At 74.7% G+C, this 13,424-nt stretch carries 10 protein-coding genes; all 10 read left to right on the top strand.

Going from position 1 to position 13,424, the window contains the following annotated elements:
- The first annotated feature begins 3 nt into the window (after positions 1-3).
- Entirely contained in the window at positions 4-573 is a 570-nt protein-coding gene (locus AUV08_RS02330) for a hypothetical protein (protein WP_230594439.1), read from the top strand.
- Between the two features lie 68 nt (positions 574-641).
- A complete protein-coding gene (locus AUV08_RS02335; RefSeq protein WP_231862074.1) occupies positions 642-2,396 on the top strand; it encodes a penicillin-binding protein 2 in 1,755 nt (584 codons plus the stop codon).
- Between the two features lie 38 nt (positions 2,397-2,434).
- Positions 2,435-4,192 carry a Mur ligase family protein gene (locus AUV08_RS02340; RefSeq protein ID WP_036314155.1) on the top strand — a complete coding sequence of 586 codons (1,758 nt, stop codon included), beginning with the start codon at positions 2,435-2,437 and terminating at the stop codon, positions 4,190-4,192.
- Complete coding sequence (murF, locus tag AUV08_RS02345; RefSeq protein WP_041102717.1) at positions 4,189-5,703, top strand: UDP-N-acetylmuramoyl-tripeptide--D-alanyl-D-alanine ligase; 1,515 nt, start codon at positions 4,189-4,191, stop codon at positions 5,701-5,703. Before AUV08_RS02340 ends, murF begins: the two co-directional genes overlap by 4 nt.
- Positions 5,700-6,827 (top strand): phospho-N-acetylmuramoyl-pentapeptide-transferase, encoded by a 1,128-nt coding sequence (gene mraY, locus AUV08_RS02350; RefSeq protein WP_061873080.1) that lies wholly within the window; start codon positions 5,700-5,702, stop codon positions 6,825-6,827. Before murF ends, mraY begins: the two co-directional genes overlap by 4 nt.
- Positions 6,824-8,419 (top strand): UDP-N-acetylmuramoyl-L-alanine--D-glutamate ligase, encoded by a 1,596-nt coding sequence (gene murD, locus AUV08_RS02355; protein WP_052520013.1) that lies wholly within the window; start codon positions 6,824-6,826, stop codon positions 8,417-8,419. The genes mraY and murD overlap by 4 nt, the downstream gene beginning before the upstream one ends.
- 44 nt (positions 8,420-8,463) lie before the next feature.
- A complete protein-coding gene (ftsW, locus tag AUV08_RS02360; protein ID WP_041102718.1) occupies positions 8,464-9,756 on the top strand; it encodes a putative lipid II flippase FtsW in 1,293 nt (430 codons plus the stop codon).
- A complete protein-coding gene (murG, locus tag AUV08_RS02365) occupies positions 9,753-10,883 on the top strand; it encodes an undecaprenyldiphospho-muramoylpentapeptide beta-N-acetylglucosaminyltransferase (protein WP_041102719.1) in 1,131 nt (376 codons plus the stop codon). The genes ftsW and murG overlap by 4 nt, the downstream gene beginning before the upstream one ends.
- Complete coding sequence (gene murC, locus AUV08_RS02370) at positions 10,880-12,367, top strand: UDP-N-acetylmuramate--L-alanine ligase (RefSeq protein ID WP_060974016.1); 1,488 nt, start codon at positions 10,880-10,882, stop codon at positions 12,365-12,367. Before murG ends, murC begins: the two co-directional genes overlap by 4 nt.
- The gene (locus AUV08_RS02375; protein ID WP_231862075.1) at positions 12,364-13,143 is read left to right on the top strand and encodes a cell division protein FtsQ/DivIB; all 780 of its coding nucleotides are present in this window, start codon (positions 12,364-12,366) and stop codon (positions 13,141-13,143) included. The genes murC and AUV08_RS02375 overlap by 4 nt, the downstream gene beginning before the upstream one ends.
- Positions 13,144-13,424: the final 281 nt, after the last annotated feature.

Here is a 13,424-nt window from a genome sequence, read left to right on the forward strand (position 1 = left end):
AGCATGGCCGCACACGCACGGATCGCAGAGTCGCTGCGCCCCGGGTCGACCCCCGTCGCCCCTGCGCGGCCGACTCCGCAGGAGCGCACGCCGCTCTCGGTGGTGCCCGCCCCGCTGCCCCGATCCCGCTCCGGGGTGACCGTGCTGTGCGTCCTCGTGGTGCTCGCCGCGCTCGCGGCGGTGCTCGTCATGAACATCACGATGTCCAACCGGCAGTACGCCCTCCTGGACCTGCGCCAGGAGCAGCAGGCCGTCACCGAGACCAATGAGCGGCTGGCCGAACGGGTGGGCCACCTCGAGGCGCCGCAGAACCTGGCCGCGCGCGCCGACGCCCTCGGGATGGTCGCCCCCGCCGGCACCGCCTCCGTGGACGCGGGCACGGGCCAGTTCAGCGGCGAGGCCCAGGCGGCCCAGGACGGCGACATCTCCGCCACCTACGTCGCGCCGCCGGCGGACGCGGACGCGGTCCGCCAGGGGACGGCCGGCGACGGCCAGGACGAGATCGAGGGACCGCGCACCCTCGGCGGCGAGGACGCCTCCGCCGCCCCCGACCAGGACGCCGCCGACCGTTGATCGACCGTCCCGCCTCGCACCTTCCCCGCGGCGGATCGACGGTCGGGCCCGCTCCCGGGCACCCCGCCGTGCGCACCCGCATCCTTCTCCTGCTCGTCTTCGTCCTGCTCGGCGGGCTCGCACTGCGGCTCGTCTACGTGCAGGGCATCGACCCCACGGGGCAGGCCGCGGCGGCCATGGACCAGCGCCTGACACACCAGGAGACCCTGCCGCAGCGCGGGTCCATCCTGGACCGCGACGGCGACGTGCTGGCCGCCAGCGTGCGCCGCTACGACATCGTCGTGGACCAGCGCCTCGTCAAGGACTTCAACGAATGGGACCGCGAGGCCCGGGAGACCGTGCTGGTGGACGTGGACTCCCGCCTGGCCAGCCTGGCCGAGGTGCTCGGCATGTCGGAGGAGGAGGTGCGCGAGGCCACCATCGGCTCCCGCCCGTACGCCGTGGTGCGTCGCTCCGTGACCCCGGAGGTGCGGGACAAGGCCATGGCGCTCAACGTGCCGGGCCTGCTCTCCGAGGCGGTGGACCGCCGCACCTACCCGAACGGGTCGGTCGCCGGCAGCATCATCGGCTTCATGGGTGGCGACGGCACCGCCCTCGAGGGCCTCGAGCTCAGCCAGGACGACGTCATGACCGGCACCCCGGGCACCCGCACGTTCGAGGTGGGCGCAGACGGCATCCGCATCCCCAACGCCCCGCTCGAGGAGGTTCCGGCCGTGGACGGCGCCGACCTGCGCCTGACCGTGGACAAGGACGCCCAGTGGTTCGCGCAGGAGACCCTCGGCGCCCTCGCCGCCGAGTACGAGGCGGAGTGGGCGAACGCCGTCGTGATGGACGTGAAGACGGGCGACGTGATCGTCATGGCGGACTCCACCACGGTGGACCCCGCCGACCCCGACGCCACCGAGGGGAACTTCCGCACCTCCACCGTGATGAGCACGCCGTACGAGCCGGGCTCCACGGGCAAGGCGCTGCCGATCGCGGCCGCCGTCGACGCCGGGAAGGTCACCGCCACGGACGGCTTCACCGTCCCCGGCAGCCAGGACTTCGACGGGCAGACCATCCGGGACTTCTCCCCGCACCCGACGTTCGACATGACCGTGGCAGGCATCTACGCGCGCTCCTACAACACGGGCACGGTGCAGATCGCCGAGAAGATCACGGACGAGCAGCGCTACGAGTACATGCGCTCCTTCGGGGTCGGCCAGCCCATCGACCTCGGCCTGCCGCAGCAGGCGGGCAGCGTCCTCGTCCCGCCCGAACAGTGGGACGGCCGCCAGCGCCTGACCACGGCCTTCGGCCAGGGCTACACCCAGACCACCCTGCACACCGCCCAGATGTACCAGGCCCTCGCCAACGGCGGCGTGCTGATCCCGGCCCGGCTGATCGACGCCACGGTGGACGGCGACGGCGCGGAGAAGCGCTGGGAGTCGTCCGCGGAGCCCCACCGCGTGGTCTCCGAGGAGACGGCGGCGCAGATGCTCCGCATGATGGAGACCGTCGTGACGCAGGGCACCAGCAAGGCCGCCGCGATCCCCGGGTATCGCGTGGGCGGCAAGTCCTCCACCGCCGAGGCCGCGAGCGACACCGGCACGTACGACGGCTACAACCTCGGCTTCACCGCCGTCGCCCCGCTCGACGACCCCCGCTTCGTGGTGTCCGTGTCCATGCATCGGCCGCCGTCGAAGCAGGGCTCCCGAGACGTGTCCGTCGCGGCCGCCACGATCATGGAGTACATGCTCCGCCAGGCGGACGTGCCCGCCACCGGAGCCGAGCCGAACGACTACCGCGTCTTCGTGGACGATCCGCAGGACCGGCCGTGGTGACCCACGCCTCCGGCCCCGAGCACCCCAGGAGCACCCCCATGACCACTCCGAGCGACCCCCCTGCGCCGCTGACCCCGGCCCAGCAGGACGCCGCCTTCCGGCCCTCCCACACCCCCGCCGCGGCCTGGCCCGCCCTCGCACAGGCGCTGGCCGAGGCGGGGATCGCGGCCCACGTCCACGGCGCGGCCCCGGCCGACGGCGTCACGGGGGTCAGCCTCGACTCGCGTGTCGTGCGCCCGGGCGACCTCTACGTCGCCGTTCCGGGGGCGCGCGCCCACGGCGCGGCGTTCGCGGCCACGGCACTGGAGGCCGGCGCCGTCGGCGTCCTGACGGACGCGGCGGGCCGCGCGCTCCTGGCGGAGCAGGGCCTGGCCGACGTCCCGGTGCTCGAGGTCGACGCCGTGCGCACCGCCGCCGGCACCGTGGCGGCCCGCGTCTACGGCGGCGGGGGCGACACCGGCCCGCGCCTGCTCGGCGTGACCGGCACCAACGGCAAGACCACCACGAGCTTCCTCGCCGCCGCCCTGCTCGAGGCCCTGGGGCGCCGGTCGGGCATCGTGGGCACGATCCTGATCCGCGCGGGGGAGCGGGAGGTCCCCTCCACGCTCACCACGCCCGAGGCCACCCAGCTGCACGCCCTCATGGCGCTCATGCGCGAGGAGGAGGTGGACACCGCCGTCATGGAGGTCTCCTCCCACGCCGTGGCGTACCAGCGGATCGCCGGCCTGCGCTACGCGGTGGCCGGGTTCACCAACCTGACCCAGGACCACCTGGACATGCACGGCTCGATGCAGGAGTACTTCGCGGCCAAGGCCGGTCTGTTCGACCCCGCTCGCACCGACCACGCCGTCATCACGCTCGACGGCGGCGAGGGGCCCCGCTGGGGCGTCGCCATGGCCCGGGCCGCCGGCGCTCCCGTCACCACGCTCGCCCTCGGGCCGGCCGCGCCGACGCCGGGCGCCCTGGCCGAACACGACCCCGGCCTCCGGGCGGACTGGGAGGTCGCCGAGCTCGCGCCGGACGGCCTCGGCCACCGCTTCACGCTGCGCCACGCGGCCACGGGCCGGGAGCTGCGGGCCTCCGTCGGTCTGCCGGGCCGCTTCAACGTGGCCAACGCGGCCCTCGCGGTTCTGCTCGTGCTGCACGCCGTGGGGGAGGAGCACCTGGACGCGCTCGCCGCGGTCCTGGACGTGCCCGCGGGGGAGGGCCCTCTGGCTGCCGCCGTCCCGGGGCGGATGGAGGTCGTGGGCCGCGAGCCGGACGCCGTCGTCGACTTCGCGCACAACCCGGACGGCATGGTCCAGGCGCTGCGCTCCCTCGCCGACGCCCGGGCGGCGGCCGGGACGCGCGGCCGCACCCTGATCGTGTTCGGCTCCGCCGGCGACCGTGACCGTGACAAGCGGCCCGTGATGGGCGCGATCGCGGCCCGGGCGGCGGATGTGCTGATCGTCACCGACGACACCCCCCACTCGGAGGACCCGGCCCCGATCCGCGCCCACATCCTCGCCGGCGCCCGCGCCGAGGCCGACCGCATCGCGCGGGAGGAGGGCCGCACGGTCGTGATCGAGGAGGTGGCCGACCGTGCCACGGCCATCCGCCGCGCCGTGGAGCTGGCGGGGCCGCAGGACGGCATCCTCCTGGCCGGCCGCGGGCACGAGACCACGATGGACTACGACGGCGAGCTCGTCCCGCTGGACGACCGGGTGGCCCTGCGCGAGGCCCTGGCCGCCCGTGTCGCGGCGGCCTCCGCCTCGGGCTCCGGCCCCGCCCGCGAGGGTAAGGTCATCGAGTCATGATCGCTCTCACCGCAGCCCAGATCGCCGAGGCCGTGTCCGGCACGCTCTCGGCCACCCTCGACCCCGCCACCGTGCTGGTGCACGTCACCCCCGACTCGCGGGAGGTCACCGCCGAGGGCACGCTCTACGTGGCGAAGCCGGGGGAGCGCGCCGACGGCCACGACTTCATCGACGCCGCGCTGGGTGCCGGCGCCGCCGCCGTGCTCGCCGAGCGCGCCACGCACGCCCCCGACGGCGCCGCGCACCCGGCGATCATCGTCGAGGACGCCGTGCTCGCGATGGGCGCGCTCGCCCGGGAGGTCGTGCGCCGCATCCGGGGGCACTCCCCGACCACCGTCATCGGCATCACCGGCTCGGCCGGCAAGACCACCACCAAGGACCTGCTCGCCGCCCTGCTGGCCACCCAGGGCCCCACCGTCGCACCGGTCGGCTCGTACAACGGCGAGGTCGGCGTGCCGCTCACGGTGTTCCGGGCGGAGCTGGACACGCGCTTCCTCGTGGTCGAGATGGGCGCGGACCACGTCGGCAACATCGCGTACCTCTGCGACATCGTGCGCCCGGACATCGGCGTCGTGCTCATGGTGGGCACCGCCCATGCGGGCAGTTTCGGCGGCGTGGCGAACATCGCGCGCACCAAGGGCGAGCTCGTGGAGGCCCTCGGCCCCGACGGCGTCGCCGTCCTCAACCTCGACGACGAGCGTGTCGCCGGCATGGCGGCACGGACCGCCGCCCCGATCACCTGGTTCACCGCGGACGAGCGGGGCGTCGCCCGCGCGGCCGAGGACGTGGCCGCCGGCCGCGCGTCGGGACTCGTCGCCGCACGGGACGTGCGCGCCGACGACCAGGAGCGCCCCGTCTTCGACCTGCAGGTCGGGACGGATGAGGCCGCCGTGCGGCATCCGGTCGCCTCCGGACTGACCGGCCTGCACCACGTGCACAACGTGCTGGCCGCCGCCGCGGCCGCCCACGCCGCCGGCATGGACCCGGCCGAGATCGCCCGTGGTCTCGACGGGCTCGGGCCCGCCAGCCGCTTCCGGATGGAGCGCACCGACCGCGCGGACGGCGTCACGATCATCAACGACGCGTACAACGCCAACCCCGAGTCCATGCGCGCCGCGCTGCGGACGCTGGCCACCCTCGGCCGCTCCAGCGGCCGCCGCACCTGGGCCGTCCTGGGGGAGATGCTCGAGCTCGGCGATGCCCGCGTCCGTGAGCACACCCTCGTGGGCGAGTCCGTGGTGCGCCTGAACATCGCCCAGCTGCTGGTGGTGGGCGCCGGAGCCCGGCCGCTCTACATCGGCGCCCTCAACGAGGGCAGCTGGGGCGAGGAGGCGCACTTCGTCGACGACGCCGCGCAGGCCGAGGCGTTCCTCGCCGAGCACCTGCGCCCCGGCGACCTCGTCCTCGTCAAGTCCTCCAACGGCGTCGGGCTCGCGGCCCTCGGCGAGCGCCTCGCCACGGCCGACGCCGTCGCCGCCCCCTCCGCCTCCCCGAAGGAGTCCCGACCGTGATCGGACTGCTCATCGGCGGCGTGCTCGGCCTGGTCCTCTCGGCCGTCGGCACCCCGCTGTTCATCAGGTTCCTCGTCAAGCGCGGATACGGCCAGTTCGTCCGCGACGACGGCCCGACCACCCACAAGACCAAGCGCGGCACGCCCACGATGGGCGGCGCGGTCATCATCGGCTCCATGGTGCTGGCGTACCTGATCACCCACGGGCTGCTCGCGGTGTTCGGCGTCGACTTCGGCGGGCCCACGGCCTCCGGCCTGATCCTGCTGCTGCTCACGGTGGGCATGGCCTTCGTCGGTTTCGTGGACGACTTCACGAAGATCACGAAGCAGCGCTCGCTCGGCCTGACGCCGCGCGGCAAGATCATCCTCCAGGCCCTGATCGGCACCGCCTTCGCGGTCCTCGCCCTGAACTTCCCGGACGAGCGGGGCCTGACCCCCGCCTCGACGGCGATCTCCTTCGCCCGGGACATCCCGTGGCTCGATCTGGCCTTCGCCGGACCCGCGATCGGCGTCATCCTGTTCGTGATCTGGTCGACCCTCATCCCCACCGCCACCACGAACGCCGTGAACCTCACGGATGGCCTCGACGGGCTAGCCACGGGCGCCACCGCCATGATCACGGGCGCCTACGTCCTGATATCGCTCTTCCAGTCGAGCCAGTCCTGCGCGCTCGAGGGCACCCGCGGCTGCTACGAGGTCCGCGACCCCATGGACCTCGCCCTGCTCGCGGCGATCCTCACGGGCAGCCTGCTGGGCTTCCTCTGGTGGAACACCTCCCCGGCCAAGATCTTCATGGGGGACACCGGCTCCCTGGGCCTGGGCGGCGCCCTGGCCGGCTTCGCGATCTTCACGCGCACCGAGATCCTGGTGGCCGTGCTGGCCGGCCTCATGGTCGCGATCACCCTCTCCGTCATCATCCAGGTGGGCTGGTTCAAGGTCTCCGGCGGCAAGCGCGTGTTCCTCATGGCGCCGCTGCAGCACCACTTCGAGCTCAAGGGCTGGGCCGAGGTGACCGTCGTGGTCCGCTTCTGGCTGCTGTCCCTGATGTGCGTCACCGTGGGGCTCGCGATCTTCTACGGCGACTGGCTCATCCGCCAGGGCGGCCTCGCGGGGGTGACCCCGTGACCGGCCCCGCGTCCGACGCCGCGCCCGCACCGGTGCGCCGGCCCCGCGCCGACACCGCCCGCACCGCCGACCTCACGTCCTGGGACGCTCCGGGGTGGGCCGGCCTGCGTGTCGTCGTCACGGGCCTGGGCCTCACCGGCTTCTCCGTGGCCGACACCCTGGCCGAGCTGGGCGCCGCCGTCGTGGTGGTGGACGGCGATGACGGCCCCGAGAACCGGGCGCGTGCGGAGACCCTGCGGATCGTGGGGGTCCGCGAGGTCCTGCTCGACCGGGCGGCCACGCAGGTGCTGCCCGAAGTCGACGGCGCCGCCGCGGACCTCGTCGTGACCTCCCCGGGCTGGCGGCCGGACCAGCCGCTGCTGATGGCCGCCCATGCGGCGGGCCTGCCGATCTGGTCCGACGTCGAACTGGCCTGGCGGCTGCGCGAGCGCGCCGGCCGGAAGACCGCCGACTGGGTGTGCCTGACAGGCACGAACGGCAAGACGACGACCGTGACGATGGTCGAGGCCATCCTGCGGGCGGACGGCCGTCGGGCGGTGGCCTGCGGCAACGTCGGCACCCCCGTGCTCGACGCGATCCGCGACCCGGAGGGCTTCGACGTGCTCGCCCTCGAGCTCTCCAGCTTCCAGCTGCACTGGACGCACGGCCTGGCCCCGGCGTCATCGGCGGTGCTGAACCTGGCCGAGGACCACGTGGACTGGCACGGCTCGATGGAGGAGTACGCCGCCGCCAAGGGCAAGGTGTACGCGAACACGCGGGTGGCCTGCGTGTTCAACGAGCAGGACCCGCTGACCCGCACCCTCGTGGAGCGCGCGGACGTCCAGGAGGGCTGCCGCGCGATCGGCTTCACCACGGACACCCCGGGCCTGTCCGACATCGGCGTCGTGGACGGGATCCTCGTGGACCGTGCGTTCCTGGACAACCGGCGCCACGAGGCGATCGCCCTGGCCGAGCGCGCCGACCTGGGCCCGGTGGCGCCGCGCCACACCATGGCCAACGCGGCCGCCGCGGCGGCGCTGACCCGGGCCGTCGGGGTGAGCCCCGCGGCCGTGGCCGAGGGCCTGCGCTCCTACGACCGCGGGGAGCACCGCATCCAGCTCGTGGCCACCTCCCGCGACATCATGTGGGTCAACGACTCCAAGGCGACGAACCCGCACGCCGCAGACGCGTCGCTGGCGGCGTTCAGCTCCGTGGTGTGGCTGGCCGGCGGCCTGCCCAAGGGCGTGACCTATCACGAGCTGGTGGCCGCGCACGCCCACCGGCTCCGGGCGGTGGTGCTCCTGGGCAGGGACACCTCGGCCCTGCGCGCGGCCCTGGCCGCGCACGCCCCGGACGTCCCCGTCCACGCCCCCCTCGCCGCGGCCGACGGCACCGGCCCCGCCGACGGCGCGGCCGTGATGACCGAGGCGGTGCGCGTGGCCGACGGCCTGGCCCGCCCCGGCGACACCGTGCTCATGGCGCCCGCCGCGGCGTCGATGGACCAGTTCCGCTCCTACGCGGCCCGCGGCGACGCATTCATCGAGGCCGTCGCCGGGCTGATGCGCGAGCACGGCTGGGACGTGCACGACGACGCCGCCCCCGACACCGACTGACCCGCCGCCCACCCGACCGTCTCGCTTCCCCCGTGAGGAGGGCCATGTCCCCGATCGAGCTCCGCCCGGTCCGCCCCCGCGCGGACGACGACGCCCCCGAGCACCGGGAGCGGCTCCTGCCCCGGATGTGGCGGGTCCTGGAGGGTCGCCGCGCCCTCGACCTGTCGGTCCTGCTCATCAGCGGCTGCACCGCCCTGCTCACCGTGCTGGGGCTCGTGATGGTGCTCTCCTCGTCCTCCGTCGAGGCGATCGGCACCGGCGGCGGCTCGTACGCCCTGTTCCTGCGCCAGAGCGCCTGGGCGGTGGCGGGCGTGGCGGCCCTGCTCGTGTTCTCGCGCCTGCCGGTGCGCGTCTTCAAGGCGCTCGCCTGGCCGGCGTTCGGCGTGGCCGTGATCCTGCTCGCGCTGGTCGCGTTCTCCCCGCTCGGCGTCACCGTGGGCGGCAATCGCAACTGGCTGGGCATCGGCGGGTTCCGGATGCAGCCCTCCGAGGCCGCCAAGCTCGCCCTGGCCCTGTGGGCGGCGGCGGTCCTGGAGCGCAAGCACCGCCTCGTCACCCAGGTGCGGCACGCGCTGATCCCGGTGCTGCCCGGCGGCCTGCTGCTGCTGATCCTGGTGATGGCGGGCAGCGACCTCGGGACCGCGATCATCCTCGCGATCGTGCTGGCCACGGTGCTGTACGTGGCCGGCACCCACTGGGGGGTCTTCCTCACCTTCCTGGCGCTGAGCATGCTGGGCATCCTGGCCCTGACCCTCCTCGCCCCGCACCGCATGGTCCGGGTGCAGGCCTGGATGGGGGACTGCTCCGACGCCACCGACCCCTGCTTCCAGCCGGCGCACGGGATGTACGCCCTGGCCTCGGGCGGCTGGTGGGGCGCGGGCCTCGGCCAGTCCCGCCAGAAGTGGAGCTACATCCCGGAGGCCGAGAACGACTTCATCTTCACCATCCTCGGCGAAGAGCTCGGGCTCGTGGGCACGCTGGTGGTGCTGCTGGCCTACCTCGGCCTGGCGATCGGCATCTACCGCGTCGCCGCCGGGACCACGTCCACGTTCATCCGCCTGTCCACGTGGGGGATCCTGGCCTGGCTGGTGGGTCAGGCGGCCGTCAACATCGCGATGGTCTCCGGGGTCATCCCCGTGGTGGGCGTCCCCCTGCCCTTCATCTCCTATGGTGGTTCCGCGCTCACCCTGTCCTTGAGCGCGGTCGGCATCGTGCTGGCCTTCGCCCGTCACGAGCGCCGCCGTGCCGCGCAGCCGGACGCCCGCCCGCAGGCGGACGAGCCGGACACCGACCCCCTCCCCGTGATCCCCACCCCCGCCCTCCAGGAGCCCCGATGACGCAGACCTCTCATCCCTCCGGACCCCTGCGGGTGGTGCTGGCCGGCGGCGGCACCGCCGGCCACATCTCCCCGATGCTCGCGATCGCCCGCGCCCTGGAGGATGACGGCGGCGGCCCCGTCGAGTGCACCATGGTCGGCACCGCCTCCGGCATGGAGACGCGTCTCGTCCCCGAGGCGGGCTACGAGCTCGACCTGATCGACCGGGTCCCGATGCCGCGCCGCCCGTCGATGGACGTCGTCCGCTTCCCGGCCCGCATGCGCGCCGCGGTCGCCACGGCGGCCCGGATCCTGCGGGACCGGCGCGCCGACGTCGTCGTGGGCGTGGGCGGCTACGTCGCCACCCCCGTGTACCTCGCCGCGTTCCGGGCCGGTGTGCCCGTGGTGGTCCACGAGGCCAACGCCCGCCCCGGCCTGGCCAACCGCATCGGCGCCCTGCGGGCCACGCACGTCGGCACCGCCCTGCCGGACACCCGCCTCCGCGGCGCCCGCTGGGTGGGCATGCCGATGCGCCCCGAGATCTCCGGCCTGGACCGGGCGGCCGCCGGCCGTGCCGCCCGTGAGGCCCTCGGCCTCGACCCGGACCGGACCACCGTCGTGGTGACCGGCGGCAGCTCGGGTGCGCTGGCCGTGAACCGCACCGTGCGCGCCGCGCTGGGCGACCTCCTCGACGCCGGTCTGCAGGTCTTCCACCTGACCGGGCGGGACAAGGCCCTCACCGAGGACGACGGCAGCCTCCTGGTCCGGGACGGCTACGTCCAGCGGGAGTACCTGGCGGGCATGGAGCAGGCCTACGCCGCCGCCGACCTGATCGTCGCCCGCTCGGGCGCCGGCACGGTCTGCGAGGTGTCCGCGGTCGGCCTGCCCGCCGTCTACGTCCCCCTGCCCATCGGCAACGGCGAGCAGGCGCTCAACGCCCGCCCCGTGGTGGAGGCGGAGGGTGCGCTGCTCGTCCGCGACGACGCCTTCGGGCGCGCGTGGGTGCAGCGTCAGCTGATCCCGCTGGCGACCGACCCCGAGCGTCTGGCGCGCATGGGGGAGGCGGCCGCCCGCTTCGGCGTCCGGGACGCGGACGTCACCATGGCCGGCCTCGTGCGCTCGGCCGCCCAGGAAGGAGCCCGGCGATGAGCCGCGACGAGAGCACCCGTCCCGCGGCCGAGGGCCGCTTCGCCGACCTGGGCCGCGTGCACCTGCTGGGGATCGGCGGCGTGGGCGTGTCGGGGGTCGCCCGCATCCTCCAGGAGCAGGGCGTCGCGGTGTCCGGCTCCGACGCGAAGGACCTGCCCGTAATGCGCGAGCTCGCCGCGGGCGGCGCCCGGATCACGGTCGGCTACGACGCCGCGCACCTCGGCCGGGACGTCACCACGGTGATCGCCTCCTCGATCGCCGGGCCGGGCAACCCGGAGCACGACGCCGCCGTGGCACGCGGACTGCGCGTGCTGCACCGTTCCGAGGGCCTCGCCCTGGCCATGCGCGGCCACCGGGTGCTGGCCGTCGCCGGCACGCACGGGAAGACCACCACGTCCTCCATGGCCGCCATGGCCTTCTCCGACGCCGGCTGGGACCCCACGTTCGCCGTCGGCGCCGCCGTCGCCGGGCTCGGCACCAACGCCCGGGCGGGCCGGGGCGAGTGGTTCATCGCGGAGGCCGACGAGTCCGACGGCACCCTGGTGAACTACCCGAGCACGATCGGGATCGTCACGACCGTGGAGGCCGACCACCTGGACCACTACGGGACCGAGGAGGCGGTGCACCAGGTCTTCCGGGACTTCGCGGGCGGGCTGCCAGCCGCCGCCCAGGGCGGGGTCCTCGTGGCCTGCCTCGACGACGCCGGCGCGGCGGAGCTCGCCGCGTGGGCCCGTGACAACGCGGCCGCCGACGTCGTGACCTACGGCACGGCGCCCCGCGACGGCGTGGTGCCGGACCTGCTGGTCACCGACCTCGCGGTGGAGCCGGGCGAGACCGGAGTGGGCCAGCGCGCCACGTTCCGGATGGCGGACGGGCCGGAGCGCACCCTGCACCTGCAGGTGCCCGGCCGGCACAACGCGCTGAACGCCGCCGCCGTGGTCCTGGCCGCCGTCCGGGCGGGCATGGCCTTCGAGGCCGCCGTGCGGGGCGTCGAGGCCTTCCGGGGCACGGCCCGCCGATTCGAGTTCCGTGGCGCCGCGCGCGGCGTGCGGGTCTTCGACGACTACGCGCACCATCCCACGGAGGTGGCCGCCGCGGTCTCCGCCGGCCGTGCCGTGGCCGGTGACGCCCGCGTGCACGTCCTGTTCCAGCCCCACCTGTTCTCCCGCACCCGGGACTTCGCCGCCGAGTTCGCCGCCGCCCTCTCCGGGGCGGACGTGGTGCGCGTGCTGCCCGTGTACGCGGCCCGGGAGGAGCCGATGCCCGGCGTCGACTCGTCCCTCATCGCCTCCCGCCTCACCACGGGTGCCGCCGAGGACCGTGTCGTCGCCGAGGACCGCGCCGAGGCGGTGCGCTCGCTCGCGGCGGGCGCCACGGCCGGCGACGTCGTCCTGACGATGGGCGCGGGGGACGTCACCGCCCTGGGTCCGGACCTGCTGGCCGAGCTCGGCCGGGACGCGGCGCCCGGCGTCGCCCACCCGTGAGGCGCGGCCGCGGGACGCCGCCGCCGGCCGGAACCGACGCCTCCACCGTCGTCCAGTTCCCGGGCCGCACCGCGCGCCGGCGCCGCGCCACCCGCTGGGGTGTGGCGGCCGCGGTGCTCGCGGTGCTGGGCGCCCTGGGCTGGGTCGTGTTCTTCTCGCCCGTGCTCGCGGTGGACCGCGTCGAGGTCACCGGCACCCGCCATGTCTCCGCCGCCGAGGTCCAGGAGCGCCTGGAGCCCGTGTACGGCGTGCCGCTGTCCCGCGTCGGGGCCGGCCGTGTGGGCGAGCTGGTCGGCGGTCTGCCCGGGGTGGCCGAGGTCCATACCGTGCCCCGCCTGCCCACCGGCCTGGAGGTCGTGGTCCGGGAGCACGAGGCGCGGGCCCGGCGGGACGGTGACGACGGCGCGCAGCTGCTGCTCGCGGACGGCACCGTCCTGACGAGAGTGCCGGAGGAGCGGCTCGAGGGCGAGGACCTCCCCGCGTTCTCGGAGGAGCTGGCGCAGCGGGCACAGGAGGAGCGCGCCGAGGTGGCCGAGGTGCTGGCCGCCCTGCCGGAGCCTGTGGCCGATCGTGTCGAGACCGCCGACTCCCGGGGCCCGGGCCAGGTCCGTCTGGCGCTCGAGGGCGGGGTGACCCTGGTCTGGGGCGACGCGCAGGACGCCGGCCTCAAGGGGTCCGTGGCCGAGGCGTTCCTGGCGGACGAGCGGCACGGGTCCGCGGCGGGCGGCGTCGCCGAGATCGACGTCTCCGTTCCCACGCGGCCGATCACGCGCTGAACCGGGGCCACAGGAGTCTCCAGTAGAACGTGAAGGTGAAGGTCGGGGCGCCTGGTCTCGTGCGAGTCGGGGTGTCCTCACCGCGGAGGCTCGTCCTTCGAGTCTCACGTGAAAGTTGATGTTGAGGGCGTCTTTTCCGCGTGGACACGCCGTTTTCTTTTGCGCGTGACGCGGGCCTCCCAGTACGGTGGATCCGAACGCGCGCGAGGCTCGCTTCACGCTGTGCTTGAAGGTGTCCACCCCGGGTGGCCGCCGATCACCGGGGCGATGTGCCTCGCGCT

This window comes from Micrococcus sp. CH7, assembly GCF_001595485.1.
GTDB lineage: Bacteria > Actinomycetota > Actinomycetes > Actinomycetales > Micrococcaceae > Micrococcus > Micrococcus luteus.